At 69.9% G+C, this 20,203-nt stretch carries 23 protein-coding genes and 1 tRNA gene; 6 read left to right on the forward strand and 18 right to left on the reverse strand.

The window, feature by feature from the left end; genetic code table 11:
- Positions 1-60: 60 nt before the first annotated feature.
- The 8 genes from rnc to ACFW9O_RS28970 form a co-directional block, all read right to left on the reverse strand.
- Positions 61-885, reverse strand: coding sequence for a ribonuclease III (rnc, locus tag ACFW9O_RS28935; RefSeq protein ID WP_329206980.1), 825 nt, complete (start codon positions 883-885; stop codon positions 61-63).
- 19 nt (positions 886-904) lie between these two features.
- Positions 905-1,078 (reverse strand): 50S ribosomal protein L32, encoded by a 174-nt coding sequence (gene rpmF / locus ACFW9O_RS28940; protein WP_003965982.1) that lies wholly within the window; start codon positions 1,076-1,078, stop codon positions 905-907.
- 2 nt (positions 1,079-1,080) lie between these two features.
- Complete coding sequence (locus ACFW9O_RS28945; RefSeq protein ID WP_329206982.1) at positions 1,081-1,746, reverse strand: DUF177 domain-containing protein; 666 nt, start codon at positions 1,744-1,746, stop codon at positions 1,081-1,083.
- Positions 1,747-1,894: 148 nt separating this feature from the next.
- Positions 1,895-3,070, reverse strand: a complete 1,176-nt coding sequence (locus tag ACFW9O_RS28950; RefSeq protein ID WP_384613412.1) for a cell division initiation protein — start codon at positions 3,068-3,070, stop codon at positions 1,895-1,897.
- Positions 3,071-3,167: 97 nt separating this feature from the next.
- Positions 3,168-3,647 (reverse strand): pantetheine-phosphate adenylyltransferase, encoded by a 480-nt coding sequence (gene coaD, locus ACFW9O_RS28955; protein WP_351172207.1) that lies wholly within the window; start codon positions 3,645-3,647, stop codon positions 3,168-3,170.
- A gap of 26 nt (positions 3,648-3,673) precedes the next feature.
- A complete protein-coding gene (rsmD, locus tag ACFW9O_RS28960) occupies positions 3,674-4,258 on the reverse strand; it encodes a 16S rRNA (guanine(966)-N(2))-methyltransferase RsmD (RefSeq protein ID WP_384613413.1) in 585 nt (194 codons plus the stop codon).
- A 91-nt stretch (positions 4,259-4,349) separates the two neighbouring features.
- Complete coding sequence (recG, locus tag ACFW9O_RS28965) at positions 4,350-6,599, reverse strand: ATP-dependent DNA helicase RecG (RefSeq protein WP_351172141.1); 2,250 nt, start codon at positions 6,597-6,599, stop codon at positions 4,350-4,352.
- Positions 6,600-6,648: 49 nt separating this feature from the next.
- Positions 6,649-8,271 (reverse strand): DAK2 domain-containing protein, encoded by a 1,623-nt coding sequence (locus ACFW9O_RS28970; protein WP_384613432.1) that lies wholly within the window; start codon positions 8,269-8,271, stop codon positions 6,649-6,651.
- Positions 8,272-8,528: 257 nt separating this feature from the next.
- Here ACFW9O_RS28970 and rpmB point away from each other — a divergent pair, with 257 nt between their 5' ends.
- A complete protein-coding gene (rpmB, locus tag ACFW9O_RS28975) occupies positions 8,529-8,714 on the forward strand; it encodes a 50S ribosomal protein L28 (protein ID WP_003965989.1) in 186 nt (61 codons plus the stop codon).
- An 85-nt stretch (positions 8,715-8,799) separates the two neighbouring features.
- Here the strand turns inward: rpmB and thiD are convergent, their stop codons facing one another.
- On the reverse strand, positions 8,800-9,606 hold the full coding sequence (gene thiD, locus ACFW9O_RS28980; RefSeq protein ID WP_384613415.1) for a bifunctional hydroxymethylpyrimidine kinase/phosphomethylpyrimidine kinase: 807 nt from the start codon (positions 9,604-9,606) through the stop codon (positions 8,800-8,802).
- Positions 9,607-9,616: 10 nt separating this feature from the next.
- The gene (locus ACFW9O_RS28985) at positions 9,617-10,588 is read right to left on the reverse strand and encodes a thiamine-phosphate kinase (RefSeq protein ID WP_329206991.1); all 972 of its coding nucleotides are present in this window, start codon (positions 10,586-10,588) and stop codon (positions 9,617-9,619) included.
- 320 nt (positions 10,589-10,908) lie between these two features.
- Here ACFW9O_RS28985 and ACFW9O_RS28990 point away from each other — a divergent pair, with 320 nt between their 5' ends.
- Together ACFW9O_RS28990 and ACFW9O_RS28995 are read left to right on the forward strand one after the other, a co-directional pair.
- On the forward strand, positions 10,909-11,142 hold the full coding sequence (locus ACFW9O_RS28990; RefSeq protein ID WP_056791028.1) for an Lrp/AsnC family transcriptional regulator: 234 nt from the start codon (positions 10,909-10,911) through the stop codon (positions 11,140-11,142).
- Between the two features lie 20 nt (positions 11,143-11,162).
- Positions 11,163-11,654: a DUF3515 domain-containing protein gene (locus ACFW9O_RS28995; protein WP_384613416.1), complete on the forward strand. Its 492-nt coding sequence runs from the start codon at positions 11,163-11,165 to the stop codon at positions 11,652-11,654.
- Positions 11,655-11,663: 9 nt separating this feature from the next.
- On the opposite strand, the gene ACFW9O_RS29000 is transcribed toward ACFW9O_RS28995, so the two are convergent.
- From ACFW9O_RS29000 to ACFW9O_RS29010, 3 genes are read right to left on the reverse strand one after another with little or no spacing between them, the layout of a single operon-like run.
- On the reverse strand, positions 11,664-12,848 hold the full coding sequence (locus tag ACFW9O_RS29000; protein WP_351172155.1) for a D-alanine--D-alanine ligase family protein: 1,185 nt from the start codon (positions 12,846-12,848) through the stop codon (positions 11,664-11,666).
- Positions 12,849-12,882: 34 nt separating this feature from the next.
- Entirely contained in the window at positions 12,883-13,893 is a 1,011-nt protein-coding gene (locus ACFW9O_RS29005; RefSeq protein ID WP_384613418.1) for an NAD(P)H-dependent glycerol-3-phosphate dehydrogenase, read from the reverse strand.
- Positions 13,890-14,642 (reverse strand): lysophospholipid acyltransferase family protein, encoded by a 753-nt coding sequence (locus ACFW9O_RS29010; RefSeq protein WP_351172161.1) that lies wholly within the window; start codon positions 14,640-14,642, stop codon positions 13,890-13,892. Before ACFW9O_RS29010 ends, ACFW9O_RS29005 begins: the two co-directional genes overlap by 4 nt.
- A 150-nt stretch (positions 14,643-14,792) precedes the next feature.
- Here ACFW9O_RS29010 and cofC point away from each other — a divergent pair, with 150 nt between their 5' ends.
- Both cofC and ACFW9O_RS29020 read left to right on the forward strand, forming a co-directional pair.
- Complete coding sequence (gene cofC / locus ACFW9O_RS29015; RefSeq protein ID WP_384613420.1) at positions 14,793-15,476, forward strand: 2-phospho-L-lactate guanylyltransferase; 684 nt, start codon at positions 14,793-14,795, stop codon at positions 15,474-15,476.
- 10 nt (positions 15,477-15,486) lie between these two features.
- Positions 15,487-15,690 (forward strand): hypothetical protein, encoded by a 204-nt coding sequence (locus ACFW9O_RS29020; RefSeq protein ID WP_351172167.1) that lies wholly within the window; start codon positions 15,487-15,489, stop codon positions 15,688-15,690.
- 80 nt (positions 15,691-15,770) lie between these two features.
- Here ACFW9O_RS29020 and ACFW9O_RS29025 read toward each other — a convergent pair whose 3' ends face one another.
- The 4 genes from ACFW9O_RS29025 to leuC all read right to left on the reverse strand — a co-directional run bounded on the left by ACFW9O_RS29025 (position 15,771) and on the right by leuC (position 18,929).
- Positions 15,771-16,430 carry an HU family DNA-binding protein gene (locus ACFW9O_RS29025; RefSeq protein WP_351172170.1) on the reverse strand — a complete coding sequence of 220 codons (660 nt, stop codon included), beginning with the start codon at positions 16,428-16,430 and terminating at the stop codon, positions 15,771-15,773.
- A 143-nt stretch (positions 16,431-16,573) separates the two neighbouring features.
- On the reverse strand, positions 16,574-16,801 hold the full coding sequence (locus ACFW9O_RS29030; protein WP_351172173.1) for a hypothetical protein: 228 nt from the start codon (positions 16,799-16,801) through the stop codon (positions 16,574-16,576).
- Positions 16,802-16,905: 104 nt separating this feature from the next.
- Complete coding sequence (gene leuD, locus ACFW9O_RS29035) at positions 16,906-17,499, reverse strand: 3-isopropylmalate dehydratase small subunit (protein ID WP_351172176.1); 594 nt, start codon at positions 17,497-17,499, stop codon at positions 16,906-16,908.
- A 2-nt stretch (positions 17,500-17,501) separates the two neighbouring features.
- Complete coding sequence (gene leuC / locus ACFW9O_RS29040) at positions 17,502-18,929, reverse strand: 3-isopropylmalate dehydratase large subunit (protein WP_351172179.1); 1,428 nt, start codon at positions 18,927-18,929, stop codon at positions 17,502-17,504.
- Between the two features lie 174 nt (positions 18,930-19,103).
- Here leuC and ndgR point away from each other — a divergent pair, with 174 nt between their 5' ends.
- Positions 19,104-19,820, forward strand: a complete 717-nt coding sequence (ndgR, locus tag ACFW9O_RS29045) for an IclR family transcriptional regulator NdgR (protein WP_014048551.1) — start codon at positions 19,104-19,106, stop codon at positions 19,818-19,820.
- 290 nt (positions 19,821-20,110) lie between these two features.
- Here the strand turns inward: ndgR and ACFW9O_RS29050 are convergent.
- Positions 20,111-20,183: transfer RNA gene (locus ACFW9O_RS29050), tRNA-Glu, on the reverse strand.
- Between the last annotated feature and the right edge of the window lie 20 nt (positions 20,184-20,203).

The raw sequence follows: 20,203 nt of genomic DNA on the forward strand, positions 1-20,203 counted from the left end.
GACGGCGGAGGACAGCGAAAACCCCCCGGTGCGCCAGGCACCGAGGGGCTGTCGGATGGTTCAGGCCGGAGTGGCGTCCGTGTTCGGCGACGGGTCGGCAGGGGTGTCGGCGACTCCTGCGTCGGCAGCGGCCTTCTCTGCCGCCTCCCGTGCTTCTGCGGCGGCGCTGATTTCACGCCAGGCGGATTCTGCCGCCTGCTGCTCCGCTTCCTTCTTGCTACGGCCGGTGCCGGTGCCGTACGAGACACCACCGACGCGAGCAGCAGCAGTGAAGGTCTTCTCGTGATCGGGGCCGGTCTCCGTGACGAGGTACTCGGGGACTCCGAGGCTCTCGCTCGCGGTGAGCTCCTGGAGACTGGTCTTCCAGTCCAGGCCGGCTCCGAGGTTGGAGGACCTGTCGATCAGCGGGTCGAAGAGCCGGTGAACCAGCTCCGAGGCCACGCCGAGGCCCTGGTCGAGATAGACGGCGCCGATCACCGCTTCAAGGGTGTCGGCGAGGATGGAAGCCTTGTCCCGGCCACCCGTGCCCTCTTCACCGCGGCCGAGCCGGATGAAGGAGCCGAGTTCGAGGCCGCGGCCCACTTCCGCAAGTGCACGCGAGTTGACCACCGCGGCCCGCAACTTGGCCAGCTGGCCTTCGGGCAGGTCGGGGTGGGTGCGGTACAGCGTGTCCGTGACCACCAGGCCGAGCACCGAATCCCCGAGGAATTCGAGCCGCTCGTTGGTGGGCAGACCGCCGTTCTCGTACGCGTACGAACGGTGGGTCAGCGCACGCACCAGAAGGGCGGACTCGAGGTGGTACCCGAGCCGCCCTTCCAGAAGCGTGTGGGACGAGGCTGTGTTGACGTTGTCTGCCTGCTTCTTGGCGCTGGACAACTCAGACATCGGGCCTCTCACCAGCCGCTCAGACCTCGAGGACCTGGCGCTTGTTGTAGGTGCCGCAGCTCGGGCACGCAATGTGCTGGAGCTTCGGCTCCTGGCAACGCTCGCACGAAACCAGGGTGGGGACCGCAGCCTTCCACTGCGACCGGCGGTGGCGCGTGTTGCTGCGCGACATCTTCCGCTTCGGAACAGCCACGGCTACTTCTCCTGCTTCTCGTCGACGCCAGGTTCGGCGCCGCCCATGTTGTCCTTCTCGCCGTCCTGAACGGTCTCGGCGAGTCCTTGCAGTGCCGCCCAACGTGCGTCGACGGCATCGTGGTGGTGGCCGGGATTCTCGTCCAGCCTGATTCCGCATTCGGAACACAGACCGGCACAGGTCTCCTTGCACACCGGCTGCATCGGCAGTGCGAGCACTACCGCGTCACGCAGCACAGACTCGAGGTCGAACAAGCCGTCCTCGAGGAAGAACCTGTCCTCGTCGTCCTCGGCGTCGTCGACCGGGTCCGCGGTCCTGCTGCGGTTCCGGTCATCGGCGTCAGGGTACGAGAACATCTCCTGGAAGTCCGCTGCGACCTCAAGGCGCACCGGCTCCAGACACCTTACGCACTCCCCCTCGGCCGTTGCACGGGCGGTGCCTGTGACGAGCACCCCTTCCATGACCGATTCGAGGCGGAGGTCCAGCACCACGGGTGCCTTCTCCGGCACACCGATGACCCCGTCGATACCGAGATCCTTCGGCGCTTCCACCGAGCGGGTCAGCCGCTTCAGGGCACCGGGACGCCGACCCAGCTCGCGCGTATCGAACACGAGGGGGTTGCGGTGGTCGAGGTGACCGTTCAGGGCTTTTCCCGCTTTCGAAATCATGTGCAATGTGCAGCTTCCGGAGGGGCCGCCCAGATCCGTGGAGGAAGAGGGCAGCCGGGATCGCGGAATACGCGCGACCGAAGAGCCAGGATACTGGACGTACCGCCCAGCTCCCAATCCGGTCCGGACGGCCGCCGCCCCGCTCCGGTCAGCGCCCCTGTTCGTACCGGCGCAGCTGCTCCAGGTCGATCATGCTGGTGTCGAAGAGGCTGGTCTCGTCGAGCGCGCTCTCACCCTGCGGCAGAGGGGCTTGGGCCTGCTGGGGCCATCCGTAGTCCTGCTGGGGCTGCTCCTGGAGCCCGCCCTGGTCGTAGCCCTGCTGCTGGTAGGCGGCGTACGGGTCCGGCTGCTGGTAGCTGTAGCCGTCCTGCTGGACCTGCTGGTCCTGGTAGGCGTACGTCTGTGCGTACTGCGGCTCGGGCTGCGCCTGCACGGGGAACCCGGCCTGGGAGGGGTCCTGGTAGTCCGCCACCCCGCCGTCCCGGTAGTCCCGCACCGCGCCGTCCTGGTAGTCCGCCACCGGCGCGTAGCCCGGCTGCGCGGGCTCCGCGTACAGGGGCTGCCCGGGTGCGTGCTGCGGCTCGGGGGTGGAGATCTCGGCCAGTCCCGCCCAGTGGTCCTCGTCGCTGGTGCGCTGGTGGCCGCCCGCGGCGTCCTGGGCCGCCATGTGCGCCCCGAGGTCGTCGGTGGCGACCCGGCCGTGCAGTTTCTGCCGGCCGCGGCCGACGGCTTCCAGGGTCTTGGCGAGCACGGCCTCGAAGGCACCGAGCTTGGTGTCGACGTAGTCGTCGGCGCGCCGCCTGAGCGTCTCGGGGTCCGCGCTGCGTTCGGGCGCCTCGGTGTAGTCCGGGTCCTCGTAGCCCTGCTCGTCCAGCCCTTCGCTGCGGCCCAGGAGCTTCTCCCGGCCGCGGTCGACGGACCCGATGGTCTTGGTGAGGACGACCTCGAAGTTGGCGAGCTTGCTGTCGACGTACTCGTCGGCCTCGCCGCGGACCTCGTCGGCCTCCCTGCGGGCCTCGGACAGGATCCGGTCGGCCTCCGCCTGGGACCGCCGGGCGATCTCGGTGTCGGAGACCAGCGAGCCCCGCTGGGCGTGGGCGGACTCGATGATCCGCTCGGCCTCCTGCCTGGCCTGCTCCACGAGCTGCTCGCGGCCGCCGATGAGCTCCTCGGCGTGTGCCAGCGAGCCGGGCAGCGCCTCGCGCACCTCTTCGAGCATCGCGAGCAGCTCGGCGCGGTTGATCACACAGGACGCCGACATGGGCATGGCGCGGGCGTTCCCGACCGTTTCGACGATCTCGTCGAGCTTCTTCTGCACGTCCACCGTGTGCTCGCCACTCTCTGCTGCTGTTGGAGACGGACGGGACGACTGTAAGGCCAGTCGCCTGCCGTCCGACACCTGGTGACGGACGGTCAGCACATCACTTCTGGCCGAGACGCTCCACGAGGGCCTCGTGGACGGACGGCGGCAGCAGGTGCGAGACGTCGCCGCCCCAGGTCGCCACCTCCTTGACCAGGGAGGACGACAGGAAACTGTAGGTGGGATTGGTCGGCACGAAGAGTGTCTCGACCCCCGAGAGCCCGTTGTTCATCTGGGCCATCTGCAGCTCGTAGTCGAAGTCGCTGACGGCCCGCAGGCCCTTCACGATCGCCGGGATGTCGCGCTGCTTGCAGAAGTCGACCAGCAGGCCGTGGAAGGACTCGACCTCGACGTTGCCGAAGTCCGCGGTGACCTCGCGGATCATCTCGATCCGCTCCTCGACCGTGAACAGGCCGGTCTTGGACTGGTTGATCATCACCGCGACGTGCACGACGTCGTACAGCTTCGAGGCTCGGCCAATGATGTCGAGATGTCCGTTGGTGATGGGGTCGAACGACCCCGGACAGACGGCGCGGCGCAACGTGGTTCCCTCGCTCTCCGATGCGGTCATCGTGCGTCTTCGCACGTAGAGGCGGCGCGACCGTACCAAAGCGTTCCCTCGCCGTAGCGACGGGCCCGCAGTGGCTCGAATCCTGTCGGCCAGCTGAATTCTCCGCCTCGGGTGCTGCGTTCCACCGTGACGAGAGCATCGTCGCTGAGCCACCCCTGAGCACGGAGTGTGAGCAGTATCTCGCCAAGATCGCCATCGGTGACGGCGTACGGCGGGTCGAGGAACACCACGTCGTAGGGGTCCGCGGGCGCCGCTCCTGTCACGATCTGCTCGGCTTTGCCCGCCCGGACTTCGGCGCCCGGCAAGCCGAGGGTGCGGACGTTGTCACGGACGGTGCGTACGGCTTTGGCGTCGGCCTCCACGAGCAGCGCGTGGACCGCACCGCGGGAGAGCGCCTCGAGGCCGACGGCGCCTGAGCCCGCGTAGAGATCGGCGACACGGATGCCGTCGAGGGTGCCCAGGAGCGCTTCCCAGGTGGAGAACAGGCCCTCGCGCGCACGGTCGGACGTGGGGCGGGTGCCGGTGCCGGGCGGGACGGCCAGGCGGCGTCCGCCGGCCGAGCCGGCGATCACGCGGGTCATGGGTGTCTGGTCCTCGGGTAGCGGGCAGCACGCAGGACGGGACGCGTGCCGTGCTCCCCACGATATGGCGTCGGTGCCGATCCGGCCCTGGTCACCCCTTGTCGAGGTACTCCTCCCTGTCCTTGTCCAGGAGTGCGTCCAGCGCGATGCGCAGTTCGGGGAGCCGCTCCAGCGCGGGGTCGTCGGCGACGACGCGGACGGCCTCCTCGCGGGCCGCCGCGATGACCTCCTCGTCGTCGATGACGCTGAGCACCCGCAGGGAGGAGCGGACGCCGGACTGGGCCTGGCCGAGGACATCGCCCTCGCGGCGCTGTTCGAGGTCGATCCGGGAGAGCTCGAAGCCGTCGAGGGTGGCGGCGACGGCGGAGAGCCTGGCCCGGGCGGGACCGGCCTCATGGGCCTCACTGACCAGCAGGCAGAGGCCGGGGGCGGAGCCACGCCCGACACGGCCTCTCAGCTGGTGCAGCTGGGAGACCCCGAAGCGGTCGGCGTCCATGATCACCATCGCGGTGGCGTTCGGGACGTTCACCCCGACCTCGATGACGGTGGTGGCGACCAGGACGTCGACCTGGCCGGCGGCGAACCGGCGCATCACGTCGTCCTTGTCGTCGGGGTGCATCCTGCCGTGCAGCACCTCGGTCCTGAGGCCGGTGAGCGCGCCCTTGCGAAGCTGTTCGGCGATCTCCAGCACGGCGAGCGGCGGGCGCTTCTCGGCGTCGTCCGGCGGAGGCGGCTTGCTGCCCTTGCCGGTGTCGTCCTCGGAAGCGGCCTGCTTCTTCCCCTTCTTCTTCTCCGCGGCCTCGTCCGCGTCGTCCCCGATGCGGGGGCACACCACGTACGCCTGGTGGCCGTTCTCCACTTCCTCGCGGACGCGTTCCCAGGCGCGGCTGAGGAAGTGCGGTTTGTCCTTGGCGGGGACGACGTGGCTGGCGATGGGTGAGCGGCCCGCCGGGAGCTGGTCCAGGACGGAGGTCTCCAGGTCCCCGAAGACGGTCATGGCGACGGTGCGGGGAATGGGTGTGGCGGTCATGACCAGCAGGTGCGGCGGCTGTTTTCCCTTGGAGCGCAGCGCGTCACGCTGTTCCACGCCGAAGCGGTGCTGTTCGTCGACGACGACCAGACCGAGGTCGTGGAACTGCACCTTGTCCTCGATCAGCGCATGGGTGCCGATCACGATCCCGGCCTCGCCGGTGACCAGGTCGAGCAGGGCCTGGCGGCGGGCCGGGACGCCCATGGAGCCGGTGAGCAGGACCACTTTGGTGCCCCGGTCGGAGCCGCCGAGCATGCCGCCCTCCGCGAGCTCGCCCATCATCTCGGTGATGGACCGGTGGTGCTGCTGGGCGAGCACCTCGGTGGGTGCGAGCATCGCGGCCTGACCGCCCGCGTCGACGACGGTGAGCATGGCGCGAAGGGCGACCATCGTTTTCCCCGAGCCGACCTCTCCCTGCAGCAGCCGGTGCATCGGGTGTTCCGTCGCCAGGTCGCCGAAGATCTCTCCGGTGACCTTCTGCTGGCCTTCGGTGAGTGTGAAGGGCAGCTTGGCGTCGAAGGCGTCGAGCAGTCCGTCGGGGACGGATCGGCGGGCAACCGCCGGGAGTTGGGTGTCCGCGTAGCGGCGGCGGGCGAGCGCGACCTGGAGGACGAAGGCCTCGTCCCACTTCAGCCGCTCCCGCGCGGCCGCGACGTCCGCCTTGGTCTGCGGGCGGTGGATCTTGAGCAGTGCCTCCGGCAGGGGGACGAATCCACGTCCGTCCCGGAGCGTCCCGGGCAGCGGGTCGACGGCCTCCTGGGCGCTCGGCAGAACGGTGTCGACGGCCTTGGCGATCCGCCAGGAGTCGAGCTGCTTGCAGGCGGGGTAGATCGGCAGCAGTTGCCCGGCGAAGGCGTCGACGGCGTCGGTTGCCTCTTCCTCGTCGTGGGCGTCGAGGAGTTGGTACGTGGGGTGGGCGAGCTGCATCTTCCGGTTGAAGACGGAGACCTTGCCGGCGAACATCGCGCGGCGGCCGGGGAGCAGCTCCTTGTGCGGTTTGTGGACGCCGTGTCCGAAGAAGACGAGCTGGAGTCTGCCGCTGCCGTCGGTGAGGGTGACTTCGAGGCGCTTGCCGCGGCCGTTGTTGAACATCATGACCCGCGCGTCGGCGACCTGCGCGACGACCGTCACGTGCTCGTCCAGCGGGAGCTCGGTGAGCGCCGTGAGGCGGCCCCGCTCCTCGTAGCGCCGGGGGTAGTGGTGCAGCAGGTCGCCGACCGTGTGCAGGTCGAGGTGTTCGGCCATCACCTTCGCGGTGGCTCCGCCGAGCAGCTTCTTGAGGGGTTCATCGAACGCGGACACGCGATCCATTGCACACCACGGCACCGACAAATGTCGCCGGGCGCCCCACCCGGGGCCGTTACTCGACGCCGATCAGCAGGGGTGCCGCCTGGTGGCCGCCCCGGTAGATCACCGTGTCCACGGCCAGGTAGCCCTCGCGGACGTGCTCCTGGAGGGCTTCGGCCAGGGCGTCGGGGACGTCCTCGCCCAGGACCAGGGTGACGAGTTCGCCGCCCGCCGACAGCATGCGGTCCAGGACGGTCCGGGCAGTGCCGGCGACGTCCTCGCCGATGACGGCGACGTCCCCGTCGATCAGGCCGAGGATGTCGCCCGCCTGGCAGATGCCTGCCATGGTCCACGACTGGCGTTCGGCGACGGCGAGTTCGGCGTACCGGGTGGCGCCGGCCGCCGCGGTCATCGCCACGACGTCCTCGTCGAAGCTGCGGTCCGGTTCGTGGACGGCGAGCGCGGCGATGCCCTGGACGGCGGCGCGGGTGGGGATCAGGGCGACGCGGACGCCCTCGGCCCTGGCCTGTTCGGCGGCCGCCGCCGCGGTGTGGCGCAGTTGGGCGTCGTTGGGCAGCAGGACCACCTCGCGGGCGTGGGCCCGGCGGATCGCGTCGACCAGTTCGCCGCTGGCCGGCGGCTCGCCGGGCCGCGCCAGCACCGTGGTCGCCCCGGCCTCCGCGCACAGGCCGGACAGCCCGTCGCCGGGGACCACGACGACGACGCCGCGCTGGGCGGGTTCGAGGTGGGCGCGGACCCGGTCGGCTGCGAAGTGCGTGATCCGGATCCGGTACGGCCGGCCGGCCTCGACGCCCGCCTCCACGGCGGCTCCGGCGTCGTCGACATGGACATGGACGTTCCAGAGGCCGTCGCCGCCGACCACGACGAGGGAGTCGCCCAGCGCGTCCAGTCGGCTCCGCAGCCGGTCGACGGCTTCGTCGCGGGCCTCCAGGAGGTAGATCACCTCGAAGGCGGGACCGCTGTCCGGTCCTTCCTGGGCGCAGTCGCCGGTCAGGGGAGGGACGTCGGGGGCCACCTTCGGCGTGCGTGCCGGTGTCTGCCCGCCGACCGCTTCGAGCAGTGCCCCGAGCACGGTCACGAGGCCTTGTCCGCCCGCGTCCACGACGCCTGCCCTGCCGAGTACGGCGAGCTGCCCGGGGGTCGCGGCCAGTGCCGTGCGCGCGCCTTCGTAGGCGGCGTCCAGCACGGCGGTGAGGTCTGCGGTGGCCGCGGTGGCCGCGGCGGCTTCGGCGGCCGCGTCGGCGACGGTCAGCACCGTGCCCTCCACGGGGTGGGCGACGGCCCGGCGGGCGGCCGTGGCGGCCTCGGTCAGGGCGGTACGCAGGTGATCCGCGTCACCCGCCTCGGCGAGCACGCCCGCCATGCCGCGCAGCAGCTGGGCCAGGATCGTGCCGGAGTTCCCGCGGGCGCCGATGAGCGCGCCGTGTGCCATGGCCCGTACGGCGTCGGCGGTGGCGGGCACGGTGGATCCGGTCTCATGGGCCGCGAAGACCGCTTCGACGGCTGCCGCCGCGGATTCCACGGTCAGGTAGAGGTTGGTGCCGGTGTCCCCGTCGGCGACGGGGTAGACGTTGATGGAGTCGATCGCCTCGCGCTCGCGGCCCAGGGCTTCCAGCGCCAGTGAGCACCAGGTGCGCACCGCGACGGCGTCCAGAGCGTCGGGGGACTGCGACACCGTGTGGTCCTCCTTGAGGCGGCCGAGGGGGGCGGACTGCACCGCAGAGTAGCCCTCGCCCGGAGCACCGGGCCGGGACAGGGGCGGACGGACGGACCTGCGGTCCGTGGTAGTTTCGTATCTCCGAGGCAGCCGTTGTATGCTGCTTCGGTTGCCCGGCGAGAGTCGGGCCATTCCTCCGGTACCGCCACTTCAGTCAAATGAATCCGGCGCGCCGGAATTCACTGTAAGTGCATCTGAAGTCTTTGGAGTGACCCGTGGCTGCCAACTGCGACGTTTGCGGCAAGGGGCCGAGCTTCGGCAACAGCATTTCGCACTCGCACCGCCGTACGTCCCGTCGCTGGAATCCCAACATCCAGCGCGTGCGTGCCGTGGTCGGTCGGACGCCGAAGCGGCTCAACGTCTGCACCTCGTGCATCAAGGCCGGCAAGGTCGCGCGCTGACGTCTCGTCGTAGCGCAGCCTTCCGGTTGCCCAAAAAGCCGGTCCACCTCGGTGGACCGGCTTTTTGCTGTGCTCTTCCCCGCGCTCAGCGGGCGCGGGTCCGCCAGCCGTGGTCGACGGGGCCTATCCCGCCGCCCAGCGCGAAGCCCGCTTCGATGGCGCCGGTGACGTAAGCCTTCGCGCCCCGTACGGCTGTCGGCACGTCCTGGCCCCTGGCGAGTCCGCACGCGATCGCCGAGGCCAGGGTGCAGCCCGTGCCGTGAGTGTGCCGGTTGTCGTGCCTCGGCGCGCGCAGCCAGTGTTCCTCGCTGCCGTCCGTCAGCAGGTCCACGGCCTCGCCGGGCAGGTGTCCGCCCTTGATGACCACCCAGCGCGGCCCGTAGGAGAGCACCTCGGCGGCGGCCAGCCGCATTCCCCGCTCGTCGGTGACCGTGATCCCGGTGAGCTGGGTCACCTCGTCGAGGTTCGGGGTGGCCACCGTCGCGGTCGGCAGGAGTTTCGTCCGTACGGAATCGAGGGCTTCGGCGGCCAGCAGCGCGTCCCCGTGCTTGGAGACCCCGACGGGGTCGACGACGACGGGTGCGTCCGTCCCCGCCAGGAGGCCCGCGACAGCGTCGACGAGCGCGGCCGAGGACAGCATGCCGGTCTTCACCGCCTGGACGCCGATGTCGTCGACGACACTGCGGTACTGGGCGCGTACGGCGTCCACGGGAAGGTCCCAGGCCCCCTGGACGCCCAGCGAGTTCTGGGCGGTCACAGCGGTCAGGACACTCATTCCGTGCGTCCCGAGGGCCAGCATCGTCTTGAGGTCGGCCTGGATGCCCGCACCGCCGCCGGAGTCGGATCCGGCGACGGTGAGCACTCTGGGCGGAACAGCGGTCGGTATAGCCATGCCCGGGAATCTACTGGGCGTCCTCGATGGAGCCGAAGTGGTCCCAGCCGCCCTTGCTCGTCCAGGGCGCCCCGTCGACCGTGACCTGGGGCAGCGCGGAGGGGTTGAGTACCTCGCCGATCACCTTCCAGCGGGCGGGGAGCTTCACGTCCTGGGGGAACGTCGCCACGATCGCGTGGTCCTCTCCCCCGGTGAGAACCCACTGCAGCGGGTCGACGCCGACGGCCTGTCCGATGTCGGACATCTGCGAGGGGATGTCGATCAGTCCGGATCGCAGATCGATCCTGACCTTGCTGGCCTCCGCGATGTGTCCGAGGTCGGCGACGAGTCCGTCGCTGACGTCGGTCATGGCGGTGGCGCCGAGTCCGGCCGCCGCGGGGCCCGCGTGGTAGGGCGGTTCGGGCCTCCGGTGGGCCTCGACGAAGGCGCGCGGCGAGCGGAAGCCGCGGGAGAGCACGGCGAACCCGGCGGCAGACCAGCCGAGCCAGCCGGTGACGGCGACGACGTCGCCGGGCCTGGCACCGGACCGGGTGACGGGTTCGTGGTTGCGCAGATCACCGAGCGCGGTGATCGCGACGGTGATGGTGTCGCCGCCGACGACATCGCCCCCGACCACGGCGGCGCCGGCGACCTGGCATTCGTCACGCAGCCCGTCCATCAGTTCGGCGGCCCAGGTGACCGGGAGGTCGGCGGGTACGACGAGGCCGAGGAGCAGCGCCGTGGGCACGGCGCCCATGGCCGCGATGTCGGCGAGGTTCTGTGCGGCGGCCTTGCGGCCGACGTCGTACGCGGTCGACCAGTCGCGGCGGAAGTGCCGCCCTTCCAACAGGATGTCCGTACTGGCCACGACCCTGCGGTCGGGAGCGGCCACGACCGCGGCGTCGTCGCCGGGTCCCAGCCGTACCGCCGGAGTGGTGGTGAGCCGGGAAGTGAGCTCTCTGATGAGCCCGAACTCCCCCAACTCGCCCACGGTTCCCTTCACCGAGTCTCACCTCTCATTTATCGCACCGGACACCTGTCCGGGCTGCTTCAGCGGCCGGAGGTCCGGACCGTGAACGGGCCGTCGACGGGAGCCGGTGGCCCCGGGACGTACGGGCATCACTGTCCCCCTTCTGCACCGGTGGGCTTGCGGTCGCGCGCCCTTGCTGCTGTCGGTACCGTCAAGAGATACGTCAACTTCTGTGCTGCGTACGCCACGCTGTGGACGTCAACCGGCCCGCAGGTCTCCCCGCGGCCCGCGGCAACGCGATAACGTGGCGTCCCTTTCCCCCACATGATCCTCGTGGCCGCCCTGGAGGTTCCGTGGTACAGGCGTACATCCTTATCCAGACCGAGGTGGGCAAGGCGTCGATCGTCGCCGAGACCATCGCAAAGCTCCCGGGAGTGATCCAGGCAGAGGACGTCACAGGCCCCTACGACGTGATCGTGCGCGCGCAGGCCGACACGGTCGACGCCCTCGGCCGCATGGTGGTCGCCAAGGTGCAGCAGGTGGACGGCATCACACGAACGCTGACCTGCCCGGTCGTCCACCTCTGACCCCCTACTACGCTGGTCCGGTGACGCACACCCGCCGCCGGTCCCCCCGATCCGCACTTCTCGCCGCGCCCGCCGCCGTCCTGCTCGTCCTGGCCGCGGTGGGCTGCTCCTCCGGCGACGCCCGCCTCTCGGTCACGGTTCCCACGCCGTCGCCGGAGGCCGCAGCGTACTGCGGGGCGTTGCACAAGGAGCTGCCGAAGACCATTACCGGTCTCGAGCGGAGTGATCCCGGACCGGATTCCGAGCTGACCGCCGCCTGGGGGGACGGGGCGATCGTACTGCGCTGCGGAGTCCCCCGGCCCGCGAAAATGGACGATGTCCAGTCCGAGGCGATCGACGCGGACGGCGTCAACTGGCTGCTGGAGCAGCGGGATGACGCCGGTCCGCGGTTCACGACCACCTACCGCAAGGCGTATGTCGAGGTGACACTCGGGGCGGAGTACGCCCACGACGCCACCCCCCTGTCGGCGTTCGCCGCACCGGTCAGGGCCACGGTGCCCGACAGTCTCTAGCCCTCGGGGTCAGCGCAGTCCGGTGGAGCGGTTCAGCGCGGACTGGATGAGCCGGTCCACCAGCTCCCGGTAGTCCACACCGCTCTCCTGCCACATGCGCGGGTACATGGAGATCGGGGTGAAGCCCGGCATGGTGTTGATCTCGTTGATGACGAACGTGCCGTCCTCGGTGAGGAAGAAGTCGGCGCGCACCAGGCCCTCGCAGGAGGCGGCCTCGAAGGCTTCGACGGCGAGCCGCTGGACCTCGGCGGTCTGCTCCTCGGTGAGCGGGGCGGGCACCAGGCCGGCCGCCGAGTCGATGTACTTGGCCTCGAAGTCGTAGAAGTCGTGCGAGGTGACCGGCGGGATCTCTGCGGGGACGCTGGCGCGGGGCCCGTCCTCGAACTCCAGCACGCCGCACTCGATCTCACGGCCGCGCAGCAGGGACTCCACGAGGAACTTGGGGTCGTGCCTGCGGGCTTCCTCGATGGCCTCGTCGAGGCCGGCGGCGTCGTCGACCTTGGTGATGCCCATGGAGGAGCCACCGCGGGCGGGCTTCACGAAGAGCGGCCAGCCGTGTTCGGCGGCGAACTCCATGATGCGCTTGCGGGCGCCGGCGCGGTCGGACTCCCATTCCCGGGGGCGGACGACCTCGTACGGGCCGACCGGCAGCCCGAAGGAGGTGAACACCCGCTTCATGTACTCCTTGTCCTGGCCGACGGCCGAGGCGAGGACACCCGCGCCGACGTACGGCACACCGGAGAGCTCGAGGAGCCCCTGGAGCGTGCCGTCCTCGCCGTACGGGCCGTGGAGCATGGGGAAGACGACGTCGACCTCGCCGAGGGCCGTGGGCACCGCACCGGGTTCGCTGAGGACCACCTCACGGCTGCCCGGGTCGACGGAGAGCGCGACGACTCCCTGTGCGGACTCGGTCAGCTGGTCCACCTCGGGCACCTTGCGGTCCGTGATGGCCATACGGGCCGGGTCGTCGGCTGTGAGGGCCCAACGTCCGTCCCGGGTGATGCCGATCGGCAGGACGTCGTACTTCGTCCGGTCGATGGCGCTCATGATGGCACCGGCCGTGACGACCGAGATGCCGTGTTCGGAGCTCCGGCCGCCGAACACGACGGCCACGCGCGGCTTGCGGCCCTGCTCGGAGCTCTGCTCGGAGCTCAGGGGGCTCTCAGGGCTCTGGGGGAGGTTCTGGCTGCTCATATCGCGATGAGCGTACCTGCTGGTAGGACTCGAGTCAGCGCCGCTCGGGCTTGGCGCTGCGCGACATCAGTTCCTTGACCGCGACCACCGGCGGCTTGCCCTCGTGGACGATGCTGACGACCGTCTCGGTGATGGGCATGTCGACACCGTGCCTGCGTGCCAGATCGAGCACCGACTCACAGGACTTGACGCCTTCGGCCGTCTGGCTGGTGGCGGCGACGGTCTCCTGGAGCGTCATCCCCCGGCCGAGGTTGGTGCCGAAGGTGTGGTTGCGCGACAGCGGGGACGAGCACGTGGCCACCAGGTCGCCGAGGCCCGCGAGTCCGGAGAAGGTCAGCGGGTCGGCGCCCATGGCGAGGCCGAGGCGGGTGGTCTCGGCGAGGCCGCGGGTGATCAGCGAGCCCTTGGTGTTGTCGCCGAGGCCCATGCCGTCGGCGATGCCCACGGCGAGACCGATGACGTTCTTGACGGCGCCGCCGAGTTCGCAGCCGACGACGTCGGTGTTGGTGTACGGCCGGAAGTACGGGGTGTGGCAGGCGGTCTGGAGGCGCTGGGCCACGGATTCGTCCGAGCAGGCGACGACGGCGGCCGCGGGGCGGCGTTCGGCGATCTCCTTGGCGAGGTTGGGTCCCGTGACGACGGCGATACGGTTCGCGGCGACTCCGGCGACGTCCTGGATGACCTCGCTCATCCGCTTGGCGGTGCCGAGTTCGACCCCCTTCATCAGCGAGACGAGCACCGTGTCCGCTTCCAGGTACGGGACCCAGTCGGCGAGGTTGGCGCGCAGCGTCTGCGAGGGCACGGCCAGGACCGCGAAGTCGGCGCCGCGCAGTGCCTCGGCGGCGTCGGTGGTGGCCCGGACCGAGGCGGGGAGCTCAATTCCCGGCAGATAGCCCGGGTTGGTACGGGTCGTGTTGATGGCGTCGGCGACTTCGGCGCGGCGGCCCCAGAGGGTGACCTCGCAGCCGGCGTCCGCCAGGACCATGGCGAAGGCCGTACCCCATGAGCCGGTTCCGAAGACGGCTGCCTTTGCGGGGTGCGTCACGTGGGTCCCTTTCCCTCTGCCTTGCGCCGCTGTTCAGCACGGGCCTTGCGGTGATCGTAGAGCTCGACGGGGGCCTTCTCGCCGCGTACTTCCTCCAGCTGTGCGGTGACCGCGGCCATGATGACCTCGGTGGCACTGCGCAGCACCTCGGGCGTCGGCTCGAGTCCGTAGAAGCGGGAGAGGTCCACCGGCGGTCCTGCCTGGACCGTGAGGGTCTTGCGGGGGAACAGCTGGAGCTTGTTGTCCTTGGCGTAGGGCGGCATCGCGAGGTTGGCGCCCCACTGGGCGACGGGGATGACGGGGGCCTTGGTCATCAGCGCGACGCGGGCGGCTCCGGTCTTGCCGGCCATCGGCCACATGTCGGGGTCCCGGGTGAGGGTGCCCTCCGGGTAGAAGGCGACGCATTCGCCCCGCTCGATGGCGTCGACGGCGGCGCGGAAAGCATCCAGCGCGTCGGTCGTCTCACGGTATACGGGGATCTGTCCGGTGCCACGGAGCATCATTCCGACAAAGGGGGTCCTGAACAGTCCCGCTTTTGCGAGGAGCCGCGGTACCCGGCCGGTGTTGTACTGGAAGTGACCGTACGAAAGCGGGTCCAGATACGAGTTGTGATTGACCGCTGTGATGAATCCGCCATCGGCCGGAATGTGTTCCATTCCCCGCCAGTCGCGCTTGAACAGAACCACCAGGGGCGGTTTTGCGATGACCGCCGCCAGGCGGTACCAGAAGCCGATTCTACGGCGGGACACTCGGACGCCTTCCTCTAGGAACTGACCTGCTGCCTGGCTCGTGGCGGTGACGTCTCGCCCCCAGGCCGCTTCTGTGTGGAGAACACCGTACGCCTCGCCTGCGGGGGCGGACCTCCGGGTTGTCGTACCGGCAGGCGAGAATAAGTCCTGATGCGCACGGAGGGGGAGATCGCCACGAACACCGACCCGACCGAGTCCTGGTCCCTGGTCGTCCCGCTGAAACCCCTCGCGCGCGCCAAGAGCCGGTTGGGGCGGGCGGCGGGTGAGGAACTCCGCCCCCGGTTCGCCCTGGCGTTCGCCCAGGACACGGTGTACGCCGCGCTGTGCTGCCGGGCCGTACGGGATGTGGTGGTCGTCACGGACGACCGGACCGCGGGGGCGGCGCTGGCGGCCCTCGGGGCCCGCGTCGTGGCCGACGCACCGGCGGCCGGGCTGAACGCCGCGCTGGAGTACGGAGCGCGGTCCGTGCTCGCTCGGCGTCCCGGCGCGGCGGTGGCCGCTCTCAACGCGGATCTGCCCGCACTGCGCCCGGAGGAATTGGCGCGGGTGCTCGAATTCTCGGCGGCATTTCCGCGCGCATTTGTCACCGATTCGCAGGGAATCGGGACCACATTTCTCTCGGCGGCACCGGGGGTGGAATTGCGGCCGGCCTTCGGCGGACCGTCCGCGGCACGGCACCTGGCGTCGGGCGCCGAGGAGATCTCGCTGCCCGGCCTCGACTCCGTGCGCAGGGACGTGGACACGGGCGAGGATCTGGAGGTGGCCATGGCCCTCGGAGTGGGGCCGTACACCGCTCGGCTGCGCACCTCGGTGGCGCCGGCCGTGGACCGATAGGCTGCCGTTCATGCAGGCGACCTCGTTCACGTACGACTCCGAGACCCGCACGGGCAGCGTGCTTCTCGACGACGGCACCCCGGTGGACTTCGATGCCGCCGCCTTCGACGCGGGCAGCCTGCGGCTGCTGCGTCCGGGCCAGCGGGTACGGCTCGAGACCGAGGGCGAGGGGGCTTCCCTCCGGATCACCCTGGTGACCCTGCAGACGCTGTGAACGGCTCCTGACAGCCCGCGGGCCGGGCTCCCCGGAGGGAGCCCGGCCCGGCGCGTATGAGAAGCGAGCGTTGCCCGGTCTCACTTCTTGCGTGCGGTGACCTTCTTGGCTGTGGTCTTGCGCGCCGTGGTCTTCTTCGCGGGCGCCTTCTTCGCCGTGGTCTTCTTGGCGGGTGCGGTCTTGGCGGCCACGGTCTTCTTCGTGGCCGTCGCCTTCTTGGCCGGGGCCGTCTTCTTCGCGGCCGCGGTGGTCTTCTTGGCCGTGGCGGTGGTCTTCTTCGCCGTGGTCTTCTTCGCGGCCGCGGTGGTCTTCTTCGCCGCGGCGGCGGTGGTCTTGCGCGCGGTGGCCTTCTTGGCGGTGGCCTTCTTGGCCGCGGCCTTCGTGGTCGTACGGGTGGAAGCACCGCCCGAGAGGCTGCCCTTGGGAGCCTTCTTCACGGCCACTTCGCCGCCCTTGGGGAGCTTCTTCGAGCCGCTCACCAGGTCCTTGAACCCTTGTCCCGCACGGAATCGCGGCACGGACGTCTTCTTGACCCGTACGCGCTCGCCCGTCTGCGGGTTGCGGGCGTACCGGGCGGGGCGGTCGACCTTCTCGAACGAGCCGAAGCCGGTGACCGAGACACGATCCCCTGCGACAACCGCACGGACGATCGCGTCGAGTACCACATCGACCGCGTCCGCGGCCTGCTGGCGGCCGCCGACCTTGTCGGCAATCGCTTCTACGAGCTGCGCCTTGTTCACGTCTTCCCCTTCGGAGACATCGCCGGAACGAAACTGTTCAGGCTTTTTCGCACGTTAGGCAGATATATACCGCAAATCAAACACGAAACGGGCTAATCACCCTAGTGCCGCAACGAAGTCGGCTGCTGCGCTGTTCCGCAGAGTCAGTCACCTTCGGGGAATCGGCCCTCATCGAGGTCCTTCATCAACCGGTCCAGACGCCTTGCCGCGTCCGGGAGATCGTGCTTAGCCGCGGCCGTGACGACCAGCAGCTTCCGGGACAGCGCCATCCTTACGCCCTCCGGGACTTGCAGTGAGCGCACCCTTGCGTGCGCTTCCTTCAATCGGTCGGCGACTTCGCCATAGAGCTCGAGTTGGCTGTCGCGTCCCATGCACCGATTGTGCCATCTGGGGCGAGTTGTCGCCCGAGGGGGTCTCAACAAGCGACTGCGCCCCCTGCCGGAAGGCAGGGGGCGCAGTTCGGGAAAAGCGCTGCTCAGGCGTCAATTGTGCGCGGCTTATGGGACGGCCTGGCCGCCTCGTAAGTCGCAATGTCCGCTTCGTTCTGAAGGGTGAGGCTGATGTCGTCGAGCCCGTTCAACAGTCGCCAGCGGGCGTTCTCGTCGAGCTCGAAGTCGGCGGTGATTCCCTCGGCGAGAACCTGTCGCTTCTCCAGGTCGACGGTGATCTCGGCCGTCGGATCGGCTTCCGCCAGGTCCCACAGCGCGTCGACGACCTTCTGGTCGAGGACGACGGTCAACAGACCGTTCTTCAGCGAGTTGCCGCGGAAGATGTCGGCGAACCGGGAGGAGATGACCGCCTTGAAGCCGAAGTTCTGCAGGGCCCAGACCGCGTGCTCGCGGGACGAGCCGGTGCCGAAGTCGGGGCCGGCCACCAGTACGGAGGCGCCGGCACGCTCGGGCCGGTTGAGAACGAAGTTCTCGTCCTTGCGCCAGGCCTCGAAGAGCCCGTCCTCGAAGCCGTCGCGGGTGACCTTCTTCAGCCAGTGCGCGGGGATGATCTGGTCGGTGTCGACGTTGCTGCGGCGCAGCGGGACGGCCCGGCCTGTGTGTGCGGTGAATGCTTCCATGGTTATCGGACTCCGGCGGGCGTACGGGCGTCGGACAGGTCTGCGGGCGAGGCCAGATGGCCCAGTACGGCGGTCGCTGCGGCGACCTGCGGGGAGACCAGGTGCGTGCGGCCGCCCTTGCCCTGCCTGCCCTCGAAGTTGCGGTTCGAGGTGGAGGCGGAGCGCTCGCCGGGGGCCAGCTGGTCGGGGTTCATGCCGAGGCACATCGAGCAGCCCGCGTGCCGCCATTCGGCGCCGGCGGCCGTGAAGACCTTGTCCAGGCCCTCCTCGACGGCCTGCAGGGCGACCCGGACCGAGCCCGGGACGACCAGCATCCGTACGCCGTCGGCGACTTTGCGGCCGTCCATGATCGAGGCCACGTTGCGCAGGTCCTCGATCCGGCCGTTGGTGCAGGAACCTACGAAGACGGTGTCGACGCTGATCTCGCGGAGCGGCTGGCCGGCGGTCAACCCCATGTACTCCAGGGCCTTTTCGGCGGCGTTGCGCTCCGAGGCGTCCTCGTACGAAGCAGGGTCGGGGACGTTGGCCGACAGGGGCGCGCCCTGGCCGGGGTTGGTGCCCCAGGTGACGAACGGCGCGAGCTCCGCGGCCTCGATGACGACCTCGGCGTCGAAGACGGCGTCGTCGTCGGAGCGCAGGGTCTCCCAGTACGCCACCGCCGCGTCCCAGTCCGCGCCCTGGGGCGCGTGGTCGCGGCCCTGCAGGTAGTCGAAGGTGGTCCGGTCCGGGGCGATCATGCCCGCGCGGGCGCCGGCCTCGATCGACATGTTGCAGATGGTCATCCGGGCCTCCATCGAGAGCTTCTCGATGGCGGAACCGCGGTATTCGAGGATGTAGCCCTGGCCGCCGCCGGTGCCGATCCGGGCGATGATCGCCAGGATCAGGTCCTTGGCGGTGACACTGTCGGGCAGTTCGCCCTCGACGGTGATCGCCATGGTCTTCGGGCGGGCCAGCGGCAGCGTCTGGGTGGCCAGGACGTGCTCGACCTGGCTGGTGCCGATACCGAAGGCCAGCGCACCGAACGCGCCGTGGGTGGAGGTGTGGGAGTCGCCGCAGACCACGGTGGTACCGGGCTGGGTCAGGCCCAGCTGCGGACCGACCACGTGCACGACACCCTGCTCGACGTCGCCGAGCGAGTGCAGCCGGACGCCGAAGTCCGCGCAGTTCTTGCGCAGGGTCTCCAGCTGGACGCGGGAGACCGGGTCGGCGATCGGCTTGTCGATGTCGAGGGTCGGGGTGTTGTGGTCCTCGGTGGCGATGGTGAGGTCGAGGCGCCGTACCGGGCGTCCGGCCTGACGCAGGCCGTCGAACGCCTGCGGGCTGGTCACCTCGTGCAGCAGGTGCAGATCGATGAAGAGAAGGTCGGGCTCGCCCTCCGCGCGCCGGACGACGTGGTCGTCCCAGACCTTTTCCGCGAGTGTCCTACCCATCGCTTTCCCTCCGGCCGGCGTCTTCGCCGGCCCAACTAGAGATTCGGTGCGCCTCCGTCCGGACCCCCGAGCGGGGCGGTGGCTGCGGGCCGTTGTACGGCCGCACGTACAGGTTCGCAACTTCCGGAGAAAATTGAACTTGCGTTTCACAGAGTGAGACGCGAGTATCGTCGTATGGACAACTCTAGCGGCGTCGGCGTTCTCGACAAGGCAGCTCTGGTATTGAGCGCCCTGGAGTCCGGTCCGGCCACCCTCGCCGGACTGGTCGCGGCGACAGGGCTTGCAAGGCCCACGGCTCATCGACTGGCCGTGGCACTGGAACACCACCGGATGGTGGCGAGGGACATGCAGGGCCGTTTCATTCTCGGCCCCCGGCTCGCGGAACTCGCGGCCGCGGCGGGTGAGGACCGGCTCCTGGCGACGGCAGGACCCGTTCTCACGCATCTGCGCGACATCACCGGCGAGAGCGCGCAGCTCTACCGCCGGCAGGGCGACATGAGGATCTGCGTGGCGGCGGCGGAGCGTCTGTCCGGACTGCGGGACACCGTGCCGGTCGGCTCCACGCTCACCATGAAGGCGGGTTCCTCCGCCCAGATCCTGATGGCCTGGGAGGAGCCGGAGCGCCTGCACCGCGGCCTGCAGGGGGCCCGCTTCACGGCGACGGCCCTCTCCGGCGTACGGCGCCGCGGCTGGGCCCAGTCGATCGGCGAGCGCGAGCCGGGCGTGGCCTCGGTCTCCGCACCGGTCCGCGGTCCGTCGAACCGGGTGGTCGCAGCGGTCTCCGTCTCCGGCCCGATCGAGCGGCTGACCCGCCACCCCGGGCGGATGCACGCCCAGGCGGTCATCGACTCGGCCGCGCGGCTGAGCGAGGCCCTGCGCCGCACCGGCTGAACCGGTACAACGCACCACCCTTTCCCCGAAGGCCGCTCCAGCGCCGTGGCGGCCCCCTTCTTCATCCTGCTTCTTCCTTCCGGTGCTCACTCCCCGGACGCACGCCACACGAATCGCACCCGGGAGCCGGGTGAACTCTTCCCCGCACGACGCTCCTTGGGCGGCTGCACGGGCACTCCCATATCCGCCTCGACCACCCCTGCCGGGCCGGCCACCTCGCCCAACAGGCCGTGCGACACACGAGAAAGGCCCTTCACCGAGGTGAAGGGCCTTTCCCTGTCGAGCTGTTGTACCCCCGACCGGATTCGAACCGGCGCTACTGCCGTGAGAGGGCAGCGTGCTAGGCCGCTACACAACGGGGGCTTGTTACTTCGGTCTTGCGC

This window comes from Streptomyces sp. NPDC059499 (assembly GCF_042749285.1).
In the GTDB taxonomy this organism is placed as follows: domain Bacteria; phylum Actinomycetota; class Actinomycetes; order Streptomycetales; family Streptomycetaceae; genus Streptomyces.

Coding starts and splice junctions, on each gene's coding strand:
- ndgR (WP_014048551.1), top strand. CDS start 19,104: ATGGACAACTCTAGCGGCGTCGGCGTTCTCGACAAGGCAGCTCTGGTA.
- ACFW9O_RS29030 (WP_351172173.1), bottom strand. CDS start 16,801: ATGGGACGCGACAGCCAACTCGAGCTCTATGGCGAAGTCGCCGACCGA.
- rnc (WP_329206980.1), bottom strand. CDS start 885: ATGTCTGAGTTGTCCAGCGCCAAGAAGCAGGCAGACAACGTCAACACA.
- ACFW9O_RS29000 (WP_351172155.1), bottom strand. CDS start 12,848: ATGAGCAGCCAGAACCTCCCCCAGAGCCCTGAGAGCCCCCTGAGCTCC.
- leuD (WP_351172176.1), bottom strand. CDS start 17,499: ATGGAAGCATTCACCGCACACACAGGCCGGGCCGTCCCGCTGCGCCGC.
- rsmD (WP_384613413.1), bottom strand. CDS start 4,258: ATGACCCGCGTGATCGCCGGCTCGGCCGGCGGACGCCGCCTGGCCGTC.
- ACFW9O_RS29020 (WP_351172167.1), top strand. CDS start 15,487: ATGCAGGCGACCTCGTTCACGTACGACTCCGAGACCCGCACGGGCAGC.
- recG (WP_351172141.1), bottom strand. CDS start 6,599: ATGGATCGCGTGTCCGCGTTCGATGAACCCCTCAAGAAGCTGCTCGGC.
- cofC (WP_384613420.1), top strand. CDS start 14,793: ATGCGCACGGAGGGGGAGATCGCCACGAACACCGACCCGACCGAGTCC.
- thiD (WP_384613415.1), bottom strand. CDS start 9,606: ATGGCTATACCGACCGCTGTTCCGCCCAGAGTGCTCACCGTCGCCGGA.
- ACFW9O_RS28945 (WP_329206982.1), bottom strand. CDS start 1,746: ATGATTTCGAAAGCGGGAAAAGCCCTGAACGGTCACCTCGACCACCGC.
- leuC (WP_351172179.1), bottom strand. CDS start 18,929: ATGGGTAGGACACTCGCGGAAAAGGTCTGGGACGACCACGTCGTCCGG.